Source organism: Geodermatophilus nigrescens (genome assembly GCF_900129495.1).
GTDB classification, from domain to species: domain Bacteria; phylum Actinomycetota; class Actinomycetes; order Mycobacteriales; family Geodermatophilaceae; genus Geodermatophilus; species Geodermatophilus nigrescens.
On sequence record NZ_FQVX01000001.1, the window covers coordinates 483969 to 499145 of the forward strand.

Sequence of the window (15177 nt, forward strand, 5' to 3'; positions counted from 1 at the left end):
GTCGTGCCCGGGTCCAGGACGAGAGGAGCGGCCGTGCCGCGCTGGAGGATCACCCACCTGGAGGACGCGCCGGCGCTGGCGCACCGGCCGGGGCTGGAGCTGAAGTACGACGACGGGCGCAACCGCGTGTGGCTGCCCACCGGGGACGGCACGGTGCTGGTCGAGCGGCTGGACCCCGCGACGGGGGTCTGGCACGCCGACCCGCCGAGGGACTGACCCGCCCCGGGGAACAGCCGGCCCCCACCCCCCGTTCTTGCACTCGGCAGGTGCGAGTGCCAGACTTCCGATTGGCACTCGACAGTGCCGAGTGCCAATCAGGTCGGAACGGTGAGGCACCGGAGCGCGGACCGACGGAGCGTCCGCGGCGCCGGTGTCGTCCGTCGCGGGCGCCGGTCCCGGCCGTGCAGCGATCCATGCATGGAGGACATCACCACATGGCCAAGATGATCGCCTTCGAGGAAGAGGCGCGCCGCGGCCTCGAGCGGGGCATGAACACCCTCGCCGACGCCGTCAAGGTGACGCTCGGCCCCAAGGGCCGCAACGTCGTCCTCGAGAAGAAGTGGGGCGCTCCCACCATCACCAACGACGGTGTGAGCATCGCCAAGGAGATCGAGCTCGAGGACCCCTGGGAGAAGATCGGCGCCGAGCTGGTCAAGGAGGTCGCGAAGAAGACCGACGACGTCGCGGGTGACGGCACCACCACCGCCACCGTGCTCGCCCAGGCGCTCGTCCGCGAGGGTCTGCGCAACGTCGCCGCCGGCGCGAACCCGATGGCCCTGAAGAAGGGCATCGAGAAGGCCGTCGCCTCGGTCACCGAGTACCTCCTCTCGACCGCCAAGGACGTCGAGACCAAGGAGCAGATCGCCGCCACCGCGTCGATCTCCGCCGCTGACCCCGCCATCGGCGAGCTCATCGCCGAGGCGATGGACAAGGTCGGCAAGGAAGGCGTCATCACCGTCGAGGAGAGCAACACCTTCGGCCTCGAGCTCGAGCTCACCGAGGGCATGCGCTTCGACAAGGGCTACATCTCGCCCTACTTCGTGACCGACCCCGAGCGCATGGAGGCCGTCCTCGACGACCCGTACGTGCTCGTCGTCAACTCGAAGATCAGCTCGGTCAAGGACCTGCTCCCGCTGCTGGAGAAGGTCATGCAGTCGGGCAAGCCGCTGGCCATCATCGCCGAGGACGTCGAGGGCGAGGCCCTCGCGACCCTGGTCGTGAACAAGATCCGCGGCACCTTCAAGTCGCTGGCCGTCAAGGCCCCCGGCTTCGGCGACCGCCGCAAGGCCATGCTGACCGACATCGCCATCCTCACCGGTGGCCAGGTCATCAGCGAGGAGGTCGGCCTCAAGCTCGACACCGCCGACGTCTCCCTCCTCGGCCGCGCCCGCAAGGTCGTCGTCACCAAGGACGAGACGACGATCGTCGAGGGCGCCGGTGACAGCGAGCAGATCGCCGGCCGGGTCAACCAGATCCGCAACGAGATCGACAAGTCGGACTCCGACTACGACCGCGAGAAGCTCCAGGAGCGCCTGGCCAAGCTGGCCGGTGGCGTCGCCGTCATCAAGGCCGGCGCCGCGACCGAGGTCGAGCTCAAGGAGCGCAAGCACCGCATCGAGGACGCGGTGCGCAACGCCAAGGCCGCCGTCGAGGAGGGCATCGTCGCCGGTGGTGGCGTCGCCCTCGCGCAGGCCACCGCCGTCGCGTTCGACAAGCTCGAGCTCGAGGGTGACGAGGCGACCGGTGCCAACATCGTGCGCGTCGCGCTCGAGGCCCCGCTGAAGCAGATCGCCGTCAACGCCGGCCTCGAGGGCGGCGTCGTGGCGGAGAAGGTGCGCAACTCCGAGGTGGGCCACGGCCTCAACGCCGCCACCGGCGAGTACGTGGACCTGGTCTCGGCCGGCATCATCGACCCGGCCAAGGTCACCCGCTCGGCGCTGCAGAACGCCGCCTCCATCGCGGCGCTCTTCCTCACCACCGAGGCCGTCATCGCCGACAAGCCGGAGAAGTCCGCCCCGGCCATGCCGGGCGCCGACGGCGGCATGGGCGGCATGGACTTCTGACGAAGGACCACGTCGCTCCCCACGACGCGCTCCGCGCGCCGCGGGTCCCGGCGACGTAGCCGTTCCATCGCGTCACCAGCACCACCAGCACCACCAGCACTGCCCGGCAGGGGCGGTCCCGCACCACGCGGGGCCGCCCCTGTCGGCGTCTCCGGGCGTCAGTCCCGCGGGGGCGGGAAGCAGCAGAACTCGTTGCCCTCGGGGTCGGCGAGCACGTCCCAGCCGATCTCCCCGGCGTCCTCGTCCGCCTCGTGGCCGGGGCGCTCGTCGGACGCCCGCACCACCGTGGCACCGGCGGCCTGCAGCGCCGCGGAGTCGCCGACGACGTCGAGGTGCACGCGGTTCTTCACCACCTTCTCCTCGGGCACCGGGTTGACCCAGATCAGCGGCCCAGCGCCCGCCGGGTCGACGATCGGCACCGGCCACTCGCGCGGCCGCGTCCAGCCCGGCTCGGGTGGCGCCACCTCGTCGCGGCGGACGTAGCCCATGGCGGCGCACCACCAGTCGGCGAGCGCCTGGTGGTCGCGGGCGTCGATGCAGAGGTCCTTGAAGCGGGCGGGTGCGTCGGCCATGGGGGCGCAGGGTAGGCCGACGGCGTGGCCGTGGTGATCGGGACCTCGGGGTGGCAGTACCGCGACTGGCGCGGCCGTTTCTACCCGCAGCGCCTGCCGCAGCGGCTCTGGCTGGAGCACCACGCGCAGCACTTCGCCACGGTCGAGAGCAACGCGGCCTTCTACCGGCTGCCCGCCCGCGAGACCTTCGCCGCCTGGCGCGAGCGCACCCCGCCCGACTACCGCTGGGCGGTCAAGGCGAGCCGCTTCCTCACCCACGTCAAGCGGCTGCGCGAGCCCGAGGAGCCGGTGGCCCGCCTCGTGCAGCACGCCGAGGGCCTCGGCGACCGGCTCGACGTCGTCCTGCTGCAGCTGCCGCCCACGCTCAAGGCCGACGCCGGCCTGCTGCGCGACTGCCTCGCCTGCTTCCCGCCCGGCGTCCGCGTCGCCGTCGAGCCGCGGCACGTCACGTGGGAGACCGACGAGGTCCGCGACCTGCTCGAGCGGTACGGCGCGGCGCTGTGCTGGGCCGACCGCGCCGAGCGGCCGGTCACCCCGCTGTGGCGCACCGCCGGCTGGGGCTACCTCCGGCTGCACACCGGCGCGGAGGGCTGGGGCTACCCGCCGGCGGTGCTCGAGGAGTGGGCACAGCGCCTGGCGGCGACCTACGCCGACGACGAGGACGTGTTCGTCTACCTCAACAACGACCCGGGCGGGGCCGCCGTCGTCGACGCCGTCGCGCTGGCCGGCGCGGTGCGGCGGGCCGGGCGCACACCCACCCGCGTGCCGACGCCGGAGCAGGCCACCGGCGCGGCCTGGGCGGCCGCCTGACCTACAGGGCGTGCGGGTCCTCGCGGTGGTGCACGCCGAGCTGGTACGCCGCCTGCTCGAGGACGTCCTGCACGGCCAGGGTGTCGGCCAGCGGCATGACGTCGCTCTCCGTGCGGCCCGCCTGCAGGCAGCGCGTCACCTCCGCCAGCTCGTGCGAGTAGCCCGTGCCGTCCGGCGGGAGGGTGATCTCCTCGGGGTCGGCGCCGGTGCGGTGCAGCACGATCGTGGCCGGGTGGTGGAACCGGGGGAGGACGTCGATCCAGCCGCCGGTGCCGAACACCCGCGCCTGCCCGGGCGTCGGGTAGCGCAGCGAGGTGGTCAGCGTGGCGCTGCGGCCGTCGTCGTACGTGAGGAGCAGCGCGGCCTCGGCGTCGGCGCCGGTGGGGAACGTGGACCCGGCGGCGGTGACCCGGTCGGGCGCGCCGAGCAGCATCTGGGCGAAGGAGACGACGTACACGCCGAGGTCGAGCAGCGCGCCGCCGCCGAGCTCGAGGGCGAACAGCCGGTCGGCGGGGTCGTAGGCGCGGTCGACGCCGAGGTCGGCCTGCACCGAGCGGACCTCGCCGATGGCGCCGTCGGCGATCAGCTCCCGCATCCGGACGACGGCCGGCTGGAAGCGGGTCCACATCGCCTCCATGACGAACACCCCGTTCGCCCGGGCGGCGTCGACCACCTCCCGCGCGCCGGCCGTCGTCGCGGTGAACGCCTTCTCCACCAGCAGCGCCTTGCCGGCCTCGATCGCCGCGAGCGCCACCGCGTGGTGCTGCGGGTGCGGGGTGGCGAGGTAGAGGACGTCGACGTCGGGGTCGGCGACGATCTCGGCGTACGAGCCGTGGGCCCGCTCCAGCCCGTGCTGCTGCGCGAACGCCTGCGCCCGGTCGGCCGAGCGGGACGCCACGGCCACCGGCCGTGCCCCCTCCACGTGCACGAAGTCGCCCATCACGCTCTGCGCGATGCGCCCCGGCCCGACGACGCCCCAGCGGATCTCGTTGCCCACGGCGACGACCGTAGCCGGAGGGCAGACTGCACCCCGTGTCCGTGCTGATCGACAGTCCCGTCTGGCCGTGGCGCGGCCGCCGGTGGTCCCACCTGGTCAGCGACGTCTCGCACGAGGAGCTGCACGCGTTCGTCGCCGCGGAGCTCGGCATCCCGCGGCGGGCCTTCCAGGGCGACCACTACGACGTCCCCGAGGACCTCTACGACGTCGCGGTGGCCGCTGGCGCGGAGCCCGTGGGCGCCCGCGAGCTGCTCGCGCGGCTGACGGCGGCGGGCCTGCGGGTCAGGAAGCGCGACCGCGCAGCAGGGTGAGCTCGGCGGCCAGATTGGCCCGCGCCCGCGGCTCCCACTCCCGGGTGGCCGGCAGCCGGTAGAGCGCGGGCAGCTCCAGCAGCGACTCGAGCACGGCGGTGCGCCCGGCGGTGAAGACGTCGTCGGGCAGGTGGCCGTACTCCTCGCGGACCGCGGACGCGTAGGCGGCGTAGGCCTCCGGCGGCCCGGCCAGCACGGCGAGGTCGGCGTCGCAGAGCACCGCGCCGTTCGTGTCGCCGGGCTCCGCGGCGTGCCCGGCGGTGAGCAGCACCAGCCGCTCCACCTCGGCCAGCCGCGCCTCCGGCACCAGCCCGGCGAGGCCCGCCCGCGCGCGGTCGGCGCTGGCCCGCTCGTTGTCGCCGCGGCGGGGGTCGTACACGACGTCGTGGTACCAGGCGGCCAGCGCGACGGCGGCCGGGTCGGTGGCGGCCGCGCCCAGCTCGCCGACCAGCCCGAGGACGGCGGCCAGGTGGCGCAGGTCGTGGTAGCGGCGGTGCGGCTCGCTCCACGCGGCCACGACGGCGGCCCACTCGTCGCGCGCGGCGGGGGAGTCGCCGGTGAGCGCGGCGAAGTCCGCCCGGCCGATCACGCGACCCCGCAGCGGCGCAGGGTGAGCAGCGCCAGCGCCCGCGCCACCGCGGTCACCTCGGCGACGGGCACCCGCTCGGCCGGGCCGTGCGCCAGGTGCAGGTCGCCCGGGCCCAGGTGCAGCGCGGGGATGCCGGCGGCGGCGTACAGGCGCAGGTCGGTGCCGGCGTTCACGGCCCGCTCGGCGGGCTCGCGGCCCCCGGCGTCGACCACCGCGCCGCGCACGTCGGCGAGGAGCGCGTCCCCGGGCGGGAGCTCGCCGGGCGCGAAGGCGCCGCCGGTCCAGGTGACCCGCACCGGGTGCGCGGCGAGCCACGGGTGCCCGGCGCAGAAGCCGGCGACCCGCGCCTCGAACGCCGCGCGGGCGGCGGCCGGCGACTCGCCCAGCCGGACGCCGTAGCGGCCCTCGGCGACCAGCCGGTCGGGCACGGTGGAGGCCCAGTCGCCGGCGCGCACGGTGCCGATCGAGAGCCCGTACGGGTAGCGCTCGCCGGCGAAGCGCGGGTCGGCGTCGCGCTGCCGGTCGGCCTCGAAGGCCCGGAGGTCGGCGTGCACCTCGGCGAACAGCTCCACCGCGCTCACCCCGCGGTCGCGCATCGCGGCGTGCGCGGCGAGGCCGGACACCTCCAGGCGGAAGGTGAGCGCCCCGGCGGCGGCGGTGACCAGCGCGCCGTCGGTGGGCTCGGGGATGACGCAGGCGTCGCCGCGGTGCCCGCGGGCCAGCGTCGCCCACGCGCCGAGGCCGCCGTCCTCCTCGCCGACGACGCTGTGCAGCGCCACCGGCCGGCGCAGCCGCACCCCGGCCGCCCGGATCGCGGCCAGCGCCGCGAGCGACGCGGCGACCCCGCCCTTCATGTCGCAGGCGCCGCGCCCGAGCACGTCGCCGCCGACGATCCGCGGGGCGAACGGGTCGCCGTCCCACAGCGCCCGGTCGCCGGTCGGGACGACGTCGGTGTGCCCGCACAGCACCAGGGCGGGGTCGCCGTCGTCGGCGCCGGGCAGGGTGCCGACGACGCCCCACGCCTCCTCGCGCCCGACCTCCTGGCCGGGGGCGTCCGGCGCGGTCGCCGCGGCGGCGAGGTCGACGGCCCAGCGGTCGACGTCGCAGCCCAGCCCGTCGAGCTCGGCGGCGACCAGGTGCTGCACCTCCGACTCGGCCGCGGTCCCGCCCACGGAGGGGACGGCGACCAGCCGGCACAGCAGGTCGACGGCGGCGGCCTCGTCCACGGCGTCGAGCACGGCGGCCTCGGTCGGGGTCAGGTCGGCCACGGCTCGGCAGTCTGGCACGCCGGATCCGGCCCGACCCGTGTACCGCGGCCCGGGGAGGGGTACCGTCGGTGTCGTCCGGACCGGGCGATTCTGTGTCCCCGGGTGCCAATTGGATACCGCCTCCACGGACTACCGCCCCGGCCTCGGCCGGGGGCCTGGAGCCGTGTTGTGCAACTCGCCGCGAGGCGACCAGAGCCCGGTCCGGACCTCAACTCCCCAGCACCCACCCGCACGGGTCGGCGAGCGCCTGCGCGTCCTCCGGCCCCCAGGAGCCGGGCGCGTAGGGCTGCACCTCCGGCGGGGCGTCCAGCACCGGCCGCACCGCGCGCCAGGCCTGCTCGAGCCCCGCGCCGGTGGTGAACAGCGACCGGTCGCCCACGAGCACGTCGTGGATCAGCGAGGCGTAGGCCGGCAGCGGCTGGCCGCCGTCGACCTTGCCCAGGTCCAGCGTCGCCTCGGCCACCGCCATCTCCAGGTCGGGACCGGGCCGCTTGGTCACCAGGCCCAGGTCCAGCTCGCCCGCGCCGGACAGGGACAGCGACACCGTGTTGCCGCCGCCGGGCGTGGGGCCGGCCGGGCCGTCGGGCCGCTTCATGACCAGCGTGACCCGCTGGTGGCCCTCGGCCATGCGCTTGCCGGTGCGCAGCAGGAACGGCACGTCGCGCCAGCGGTCGGTGTCCACCCACAGCCGGGCGGCCACGAAGGTGTCGGTGCGGCTGTCGTCGGGGACGTCGTCGAGGTCGCGGTAGCCCTCGAACTGCCCGAGGACGACGTCCTCCCGGGCCAGCGGCCGGAACGCGGCCAGCACCGCCTCCCGCGCCTCCTGCAGGTCGGCCGGACGCAGCGAGACCGGCGGCTCCATGGCCACCTCGGCGGCCACCTGGAACAGGTGGGTGACCAGCATGTCGAGCGTCGCGCCGGTGGCGTCGTAGAACTCGGCGCGGTCGGCGACGTCGAGCGTCTCGGGCACGTCGATCTGCACCTGCGCCACGTGCTCGCGGCTCCACACCGAGCTGAACAGCCCGTTGGCGAAGCGCAGGACGTGCAGGTCCTGGGTGCCCTCCTTGCCGAGGAAGTGGTCGATGCGGAAGACCTGCTCCTCGTCGAGGACGGAGTGCACCAGCTCGTCGAGCTCGCGGAACGCGTCGGGGGAGGTGCCGTAGGGCTTCTCGAACACGACGCGGGCGCCGGCGGCGAGGCCGTGGGCGTCGAGACCGCGGGTGATGCCCTCGAACGCGCCCGGCGGGACGGCGAGGTAGTGCACGAGCTGGGCGTCGCCGCCGAGCTCCTCGCGGGCCGCGGCGACGGCGTCGACCAGCTGCCCCGGGTCCTCGGGGGTGAAGCCGCCGCCGGCGAAGCGCAGCCGGTCGAGCAGGCCGTCGGCGGGCTCGCCGTCGCCGTGCTCGGACAGGGCGTCGCGGACGAGGCCGCGGAAGTCGTCGTCGGACCGCTCCCCGCGGCCGCTGCCGACCAGCCGCCAGTCCGGGGGCAGCAGCCCGCGCCGCTCGAGCTGGTCGAAGGCGGGCAGGACCATGCGCGCGGCGAGGTCGCCGGTGGCGCCGTAGAGGACGAAGACGGTGGGGGAGAGGTCGGCCACGTCCCCAGCCTTCTCCCGCCCCGGAGGCGGCGCGCGCCGGGTTCGACCTGCCGGGTGTGCCGTCCCTCACTAGCGTCGGTGCCCATGGCGCAGACGGCGAGCAGGCAGGGCACCGCCGAGCAGCACAGGCTGCCGGTGCGGACGCTGGTGTCGGCCAGCATCGGCAACGCCGTCGAGTGGTTCGACTGGACGGTGTACGCCACCTTCCTCGTGTACTTCTCCGGGCAGTTCTTCCCGTCGGAGAACGAGGCGCTGGCGCTGATCGGGACGACGTCGACCTACGCGCTGGCGTTCTTCTTCCGGCCGCTGGGCGGGGTGCTCATCGGCCGCTTCGCCGACCTGCGCGGCCGCAAGGCCGGCATGCTCCTGACCATCCTGCTGATGGCCGGCGGCTCGCTGGTGATCGCGCTCCTGCCCACCTACGAGCAGGTCGGCTGGTTCGCGCCGATCCTGCTGCTGCTGGCGCGCATCGCGCAGGGCCTCAGCCTCGGCGGCGAGGTGTCGGGCGCCTCGGCCTACCTCGCCGAGATCGCCCCGCCCGCGCGACGGGGCCGGTACTCGGCGTTCTTCTACATCTCCACCGGGACGGCCCTGCTGCTCGCCTCGCTGCTCGGCGTGCTGCTCACCGGCGTGCTCGACCAGGCGCAGCTGGAGTCCTACGGCTGGCGGATCGCCTTCGCCGTCGGCGGGCTGCTCGGCTTCGTCGGCCTGTGGCTGCGCCGCTCGCTGAGCGAGAGCGAGAGCTTCGAGGAGAACGCGGAGAAGGCGCGGGCGACGACGAACCCGCTGCTGCGCACGATCAAGGAGCACCCGCGGTCGGTGCTGCAGCTGTGCGCCTTCACGCTGCTGTCGACGCTGAGCTACTACACCTTCTTCAGCGCGCTGACCCCCTTCGCCGTGAACTTCCGCGACGCCGACGGCAACGACGTCTTCATCGCGCTGTCCATCGGCACCGCCCTGTTCATCGCCCTCTGCTACCCCTACGGCGCGCTGTCGGACCGGGTCGGCCGCAAGCCGGTGCTGCTCGCCTGGTCGGCGGCGACGGCGGTGCTCGTCGTCCCGCTGTCCTACCTCGTCCGCGACGACCTGGTCTCGCTGATCGTCGTGTTCTGCGTCGGGCTGGGCCTGTACGCCGCGATGGCCTCCCTCGCGCCGGCGATCATGAGCGAGCTGTTCCCCACGGAGCTGCGGGCCACCGGCATCGGCGCCTGGTACAACACGACCGTCGCGCTGTTCGGCGGGACGGCGCCGCTGCTCATCACGTTCCTCTCCGACCGCGGCATGCCCACGGTGTTCTTCTGGTACGTCGCCGGTGCCGCGGTGGTCGCCTTCCTCGGCATCCTCACGCTCCCCGAGACGAGGGGCACCGAGCTCCGCTGAGGCCCGTCTGAGGGGGCCTCAGACCCCCTCAGGCCGCACTCAGGCCGCCACACGCGCCGGGGACTGCGCGGTCGCCCGATGCCCGCGGTGCCGCCTCACGCCGACCGTGGTCGTCGTCCACACGGGACGACGACACGAGGAGACGGCCGTGACCATCTACCCCAACCCCGGGCTCGAGGCGGAGCTGGCCTACCGGCGCGAGGTCCTGCAGGCGATCGGACGCAACACCCGCACCCGGCGCGGCCCCTGGCGGCTGCGGCGCACCCGGCGGGCGGCCTGACGTCCCCCGCGCGGGCGGCCCGCGACCGGGGCCGGCCCGTCCTGTCCGCGGCGCGTGCCACGATCGGCGACGTGCCGCGGTGGGAGGACCGACCCCTGGTGGGCCGCGCGCGGGAGATCGCCGCGCTGGAGTCCGCCGTCGACCGCGCGGCGGCCGGGCGCGGCTCGGCGGTGCTGGTGGCCGGCGACGCCGGCGTCGGCAAGTCGCGGCTGCTCGACGAGCTGGCCGCCCGGGCCGCCGGCCGGGGCCTGCGGGTGCTGACCGGGCACTGCGTCGACCTCGGCGAGGTGGGCCTGCCCTACCTGCCCTTCGTGGACCTGCTGCGCCCCGTGGCCGCCGAGCTCGGCGAGGGCGCGGCCGGGCTGTTCGCCGCCCGGGCGCGGGCGGCCGAGTCCGACGGCGCCGACCTCGACGCCGCGGTGCGCGCGCTGCGCCCGCCGGTCGACGACGGCCGGCTGCAGCTGTTCGAGGCGGTCGCCGGCGCGCTGGCCTCGCTCGCCGCGCAGGCGCCGGTGCTCGTGCTGCTGGAGGACCTGCACTGGGCCGACCGCTCGAGCCGCGACCTGCTGCGCTACCTGCTCGCCCGGCTGGCCGACGAGCCGGTCGCCGTCGTCGCCTCCTACCGCTCCGACGACCTGCACCGGCGGCACCCGCTGCGCCCGCTGCTGGCCGAGCTGGTGCGGCTGCCCGGCGTCGAGCGGCTCGACCTCGGCCCGCTGCCCGACCCCGCCGTCGAGGAGCTGGTGCGCGGCCTGGCCGCCGGGGTGGACGACCGCACGGTCGACGACGTCGTGGCGCGCGCCGAGGGCAACGCCTTCTACGCCGAGGAGCTGCTGGCCGCGGGCCTCGCGGGGGAGACGCTGCCGTGGGCGCTCACCGACGTCCTGCTCGCCCGGGTGGAGCAGCTGTCGCCGGCCGCCCAGCAGGTGCTGCGGGGCGTCGCGGTGGCCGGGCGGCGGGTGCGGCACGAGCTGCTGTCCGCCGTCGGCGGGCTGTCCGACGGCGACCTCGAGCGCGCGCTGGCCGAGGCCGTGCACTCGCACCTGCTCGTCGTCGACCCCGACGGCGCCTACCGCTTCCGGCACGCGCTGCTCCGCGAGGCCGTGCTGGCCGACCTGCTGCCCGGCGAGCGGGTGCGGCTGCACGCCGCCGTGGCCGCCCACCTGGCCGCCGTCCCGGGCGCGGGCACGGCTGCCGAGCGGGCCCACCACCTGCAGGAGAGCAACGACCTGCCCGGCGCGCTCATGGCGTCGCTGGAGGCCGCGGACGAGGCCGGGCGTGCCGGTGCCCCCGCCGAGCGGCTGCAGCACCTGGAGGCCGCGCTCGCGCTGTGGCCGGCCGTCCCCGACGCCGCCGCCCGCGCGGGGCGCAGCCAGGTCGAGCTGCTCAAGCAGACCTCGGCCGCCGCCCGCCGCAGCGGCGAGCTGCACCGGGCGGTGGCGCTGCTGCGCGCGGCCCAGGACGTGCTCGGGCCCGACGGCGACCCGGTCATGCGGGCGAAGGTGCACTACACGCTGGCACAGGCGCTGGCCCGCATCGAGGACCAGGCCGCCGCGGTGAGCGAGACCTCGGCCGCGATGGCGCTGGTCCCGGCCGACCCGCCGTCGCTGGCGCGCACCTGGGCCGCGGCCACGCACGCCCGGGCCTGCTACGAGGTGGGCCGCCGCGCGGAGGGCGACGCCGCCGCCGAGGAGGCGCTGGCCTCGGCCGACACACTGGGCCTGGACAGCGCCTGGGCCGACGTCGCGGTGTCGCTGGCCCGCTCGCACGGCGGCGAGGAGCTGCCGGCGCGGCTGGAGGAGGCCCTCGTGCGGGCCCGGCGCTCCGGCGACCCCGACGTCGAGATGCGGGTGCTGTTCAACCTGGCGATCGTCGCCTACGAGGCCGGGGCGTCGGAGGAGACGCTGCGCTGGAGCGACGTCGGGCTGGCCCGGGCCCGGGAGCTCGGCGTCGAGTGGTCGTTCTACGCGGCGGAGCTGCGCCACCTGGGCGTGGTGTCGCGCTACGTCCGCGGCGACTGGGACGGCAGCCTGGCGCTGGCCGACCGGCTGGCCCGGATGCCGGAGATGGCCGCGCACGTGCGGGCGGCGGGGCTGCTCGTGCAGGTCGGCCGCGGCGACCCGGTGGCCGCCGAGCGGATCGCCTGGGCGCGCGGGCTCGTCGGCCGGCTCGACGCGCACGTGCTGCTGCTCCTGGCCACGGCGGGCGCGGAGATCGACCACGCCGCCTGGACCGGCGACCCGGCCACCGCGGTGCGCGCCGCCACCGACGCCGACGCCGCGCTCCGGCGGCTGTGGGGGCCCGAGCGGCTCGCCGTCCTCCGGCTGGTCACCACGGCGCTGGCCCCGGTGGGCGACGCCGTCGCCGCGGCCCGCCTCGCCGGGGACGCCGCCGCGGCGGCGGAGTGGACGGCGGCGGGAGAGGCGCTGCTCGCGCTGGGGCGGGAGGCGGTCGAGGACCACACGCGGTCCGTCGGGCCGCACGGCGTCGAGGCGGCGGCGTGGCTCGCCCGGATGGAGGCGGAGGCCGCGCGGCTGGCCGGCCGGGCCGAGCCCGCGCTGTGGGCGGCCGCCGTCGAGGCGTTCGGCTACGGGCACGTCTACGAGGAGGCCCGCTGCCGGTGGCGGCTGGCCGAGGCGCTGGTGGCCGCGGGGGACCGCGAGGCCGCGCTCGCGCCGCTGACCGCGGCGGCCGCGACCGCCCGCTCGCTGGGCGCGGCGCCGCTGCTCGACGCGGTGACCGCGCTGGCCCGCCGCGCCCGGCTCGAGCTGCCCGGCGCCGGCCGGGTGGTCGACGCGGCGGCGGTGTTCACCCCGCGCGAGACCGAGGTGCTGGCGCTGCTCGCCCGGGGCCGCACCAACCGGCAGATCGGCCGCGAGCTCTACATCAGCGAGAAGACCGCCAGCGTGCACGTGAGCAACATCCTGGCCAAGCTCGGCGCGAGCTCCCGCACGGAGGCGGTCGCCGTCGCGGCGTCGCGGGGTCTGCTGCCCACGGGTTGAGAGGTGCGCCTGCACCTCTCACAACATGGTGCGGAGGCGCTCCCGGCGGGCACGCAGCACCTCGACCGACGCCGAGGCCGACGGCGGCCCGGGCACGGACTTGCGCAGCTCGGTGTGCACGACGCCGTGCGGCCGCGACGTCTTCGCCGCCACGCGGGCGACCAGCCGGTTGACCTCCCGCCGCAGCTCGGCGGCGTCGCGCCAGGAGCGGCCGGCGTCGTCCTCGTCGGGGTGGTCCTCGACGAGCGGCAGCTCGCCGGTGTCGTCGTCGTGTACCCGCTGGGCGATCCGCAGCCGCAGCTCGTCGTCGCGGCGGGCCAGCAGCGACGCCGTCTGCTCGGCGGTGAGCAGGCCGGGGATGCCGAGGAAGTCCTCGTCCTCGGGCGCCACGGCGACACCGCCGTCGGAGCCGGTGTGCGCCGTGCCGCCGTGCAGCACGTGCGCGAAGCGGGCGTCGGCCTCCAGCGCCTCCCACTGCTTGAGCCCGACCGCCTCGCGCTCCTTGGGCGGCAGCGGGTCGAGGTCGAGCGCCTCCGGGTCCTGCGCCTTCGGCGGCGGCATGACGTGGTTGCGTTCCTTCTCCATCGACGCGGCCAGGCCGAGCAGCGGCCGGACGGCGGGGAGGAACACGGTGGCGGTCTCGTGCGACGCCCGCGACCGGACGACGCGGCCGACGGCCTGGGCGAAGAACAGCGGCGTCCGGTAGGAGGTCATCCACGCGAGGACGGCGGCGCGCGGGACGTCGACGCCCTCGGAGATCATCCGGACGCAGACGGCGATCCGCGCCGAGCCGGTGGCGAACCGCTCGATCTTCTTCGACGCCTTGGGGTCGTCGGAGAGGATCAGCTCGGGCGCCTTGCCGGTCACCCGGCGGACGATCTTGGCGTAGGCGCGGGCGTCGTCCTGGTCGCTGGCGAGGATCAGCCCGGCGGCGTCGGGCATGCCGCCCTCCTCGCGCAGGTGCGTGATCCGGTCGTCCATGGCGGCGATGACGTGCGGCACCCACTGGCCCTTGGGGTCCAGCGCGGTGCGCCAGGCGGCCATCTCCACGGAGCGGGTGCCGGCCTCCGACAGCGACGCGGCGACGACCTCGCCGGCGGAGTTCCGCCAGCGCGCGGTGCCGGTGTAGGCGGCGAAGACGACCGGGCGGACGACGTTGTCGGCCAGCGCCTCCTTGTAGCCGTAGGTGTAGTCCGCACGGCTGACCAGCCCGGCGCCGTCGGCCGAGTCGCCCTCGAAGCCGTCCTCCTCGTAGCGCACGAAGGGGATGCGCTCGTCGGGCTTGGTGCGGAACGGCGTCCCGGTCAGGCACAGCCGGCGGGCGGCGAAGCCGTAGGCCTCCTCGATCGCCTCGCCCCAGGACAGGCCGTCACCGGCGTGGTGGACCTCGTCGAGGATCACCAGCGTCTTGACGGCGGTGGCGCGCGCCGCGTGCAGCATCGGCTTGCCCGCCACCTGCGCGTACGTCGTCACGTAGCCCTGGGTGCCGGCGCGCACCGGGCCGACGGCGTTGGTCAGGCCGGGGTCGAGCACGATGCCGAGCCGGTCGGCGGCGTCGGCCCACTGCAGCCGCAGGTGGTCGGTCGGGCAGACGACGATCACGCGGGCGACCTCGCGCCGCTGCAGCAGCCGCGCGGCCAGCGTCAGGGCGAAGGTCGTCTTGCCCGCGCCCGGGGTCGCGGTGACGAGGAAGTCCTTGGGGGACGAGTCCTCGTAGCGCTCGAGGGCGGCCTGCTGCCACACCCGGAGCGGTCGGCTGGTCGTCTGCGGGGCGACCGCCCCGGCCCGTGCTGCGCTCGCCATCTCGGGGCCCATCCTGCCTGGCGTCCGCGAGACACGCCCGACCGGTCACCTCCCGCGCGCCTCCGCGGGGGCGTCGTATACGCGCCGGTCCGCACGCCGCTGACCTGCGGTTTCCCTCAGCGGGACGGCGGCGGCGTGGCGCTCCTCACACGGCCGCCGGACCGGTCCGTCACGCCTCGGACGCCTCACCCGTCCCGGCGCGGGACGCCCCGCCGTGCAGCAGGCGCAGGTGCGGCCCGGTGGGCACGTCGGTGCGCGGGTCGGCCACCTCGGGCAGGCCGGCGGCCCGGCGCACCCGGTTCTCCGGGACGTCGAGGGCGCGCGCGAGCTGCGTCGCCATCCACGGGCTGATCAGCGCCCAGCCGCGGCTGTGCGCCAGCCGCTCGAGCACCTCCGGCCCCACCGCGCCGCGGGCGCGGCGGGAGGTCTCGTACACGGTCTCGCCCAGCTCCCACAGCCGGCGGCGGACGAGGTCCTGCAGGTCCCTGGCGGCCACCGGTCGATG

Annotated in this window: 14 protein-coding genes; 7 read left to right on the plus strand and 7 right to left on the minus strand. The window is 75.9% G+C overall.

Annotated elements, in window-relative coordinates; genetic code table 11:
* Positions 1 to 33: 33 nt before the first annotated feature.
* Both BUE37_RS02345 and groL read left to right on the plus strand, forming a co-directional pair.
* Positions 34 to 216: a hypothetical protein gene (locus tag BUE37_RS02345; protein WP_073418414.1), complete on the plus strand. Its 183-nt coding sequence runs from the start codon at positions 34 to 36 to the stop codon at positions 214 to 216.
* Positions 217 to 434: 218 nt separating this feature from the next.
* Positions 435 to 2063 (plus strand): chaperonin GroEL, encoded by a 1629-nt coding sequence (gene groL / locus BUE37_RS02350; protein ID WP_073418416.1) that lies wholly within the window; start codon positions 435 to 437, stop codon positions 2061 to 2063.
* 158 nt (positions 2064 to 2221) lie between these two features.
* Here groL and BUE37_RS02355 read toward each other — a convergent pair whose 3' ends face one another.
* A complete protein-coding gene (locus BUE37_RS02355; RefSeq protein WP_073418418.1) occupies positions 2222 to 2635 on the minus strand; it encodes a VOC family protein in 414 nt (137 codons plus the stop codon).
* Between the two features lie 24 nt (positions 2636 to 2659).
* Between BUE37_RS02355 and BUE37_RS02360 the strand changes: the two genes are divergently transcribed.
* On the plus strand, positions 2660 to 3445 hold the full coding sequence (locus BUE37_RS02360; protein WP_073418420.1) for a DUF72 domain-containing protein: 786 nt from the start codon (positions 2660 to 2662) through the stop codon (positions 3443 to 3445).
* Position 3446: 1 nt separating this feature from the next.
* On the opposite strand, the gene BUE37_RS02365 is transcribed toward BUE37_RS02360, so the two are convergent.
* A complete protein-coding gene (locus BUE37_RS02365) occupies positions 3447 to 4442 on the minus strand; it encodes a Gfo/Idh/MocA family protein (protein ID WP_073418422.1) in 996 nt (331 codons plus the stop codon).
* 35 nt (positions 4443 to 4477) lie between these two features.
* Here BUE37_RS02365 and BUE37_RS02370 point away from each other — a divergent pair, with 35 nt between their 5' ends.
* Positions 4478 to 4753 (plus strand): DUF4031 domain-containing protein, encoded by a 276-nt coding sequence (locus BUE37_RS02370; RefSeq protein ID WP_073418424.1) that lies wholly within the window; start codon positions 4478 to 4480, stop codon positions 4751 to 4753.
* Here BUE37_RS02370 and BUE37_RS02375 read toward each other — a convergent pair.
* The 3 genes from BUE37_RS02375 to BUE37_RS02385 all read right to left on the minus strand — a co-directional run bounded on the left by BUE37_RS02375 (position 4725) and on the right by BUE37_RS02385 (position 8207).
* A complete protein-coding gene (locus tag BUE37_RS02375; RefSeq protein WP_245794250.1) occupies positions 4725 to 5342 on the minus strand; it encodes an HD domain-containing protein in 618 nt (205 codons plus the stop codon). The genes BUE37_RS02370 and BUE37_RS02375 overlap by 29 nt on opposite strands.
* Entirely contained in the window at positions 5339 to 6610 is a 1272-nt protein-coding gene (locus BUE37_RS02380; RefSeq protein ID WP_073418426.1) for an ArgE/DapE family deacylase, read from the minus strand. The genes BUE37_RS02375 and BUE37_RS02380 overlap by 4 nt, the downstream gene beginning before the upstream one ends.
* Positions 6611 to 6818: 208 nt before the next feature.
* Positions 6819 to 8207, minus strand: a complete 1389-nt coding sequence (locus BUE37_RS02385) for a glucose-6-phosphate dehydrogenase (RefSeq protein WP_073418428.1) — start codon at positions 8205 to 8207, stop codon at positions 6819 to 6821.
* Between the two features lie 84 nt (positions 8208 to 8291).
* On the opposite strand from BUE37_RS02385, the gene BUE37_RS02390 reads away from it, so the two are divergent.
* The 3 genes from BUE37_RS02390 to BUE37_RS02395 all read left to right on the plus strand — a co-directional run bounded on the left by BUE37_RS02390 (position 8292) and on the right by BUE37_RS02395 (position 12869).
* Entirely contained in the window at positions 8292 to 9587 is a 1296-nt protein-coding gene (locus BUE37_RS02390) for an MFS transporter (RefSeq protein WP_073418430.1), read from the plus strand.
* Positions 9588 to 9735: 148 nt separating this feature from the next.
* Positions 9736 to 9867, plus strand: coding sequence for a hypothetical protein (locus BUE37_RS24695; protein ID WP_281248039.1), 132 nt, complete (start codon positions 9736 to 9738; stop codon positions 9865 to 9867).
* A gap of 71 nt (positions 9868 to 9938) precedes the next feature.
* Positions 9939 to 12869 (plus strand): helix-turn-helix transcriptional regulator, encoded by a 2931-nt coding sequence (locus tag BUE37_RS02395; RefSeq protein ID WP_073418433.1) that lies wholly within the window; start codon positions 9939 to 9941, stop codon positions 12867 to 12869.
* Positions 12870 to 12887: 18 nt separating this feature from the next.
* Here the strand turns inward: BUE37_RS02395 and BUE37_RS02400 are convergent, their stop codons facing one another.
* Complete coding sequence (locus BUE37_RS02400) at positions 12888 to 14672, minus strand: DEAD/DEAH box helicase (RefSeq protein WP_073419486.1); 1785 nt, start codon at positions 14670 to 14672, stop codon at positions 12888 to 12890.
* 169 nt (positions 14673 to 14841) lie between these two features.
* The gene (locus tag BUE37_RS02405) at positions 14842 to 15168 is read right to left on the minus strand and encodes a hypothetical protein (RefSeq protein ID WP_073418435.1); all 327 of its coding nucleotides are present in this window, start codon (positions 15166 to 15168) and stop codon (positions 14842 to 14844) included.
* Between the last annotated feature and the right edge of the window lie 9 nt (positions 15169 to 15177).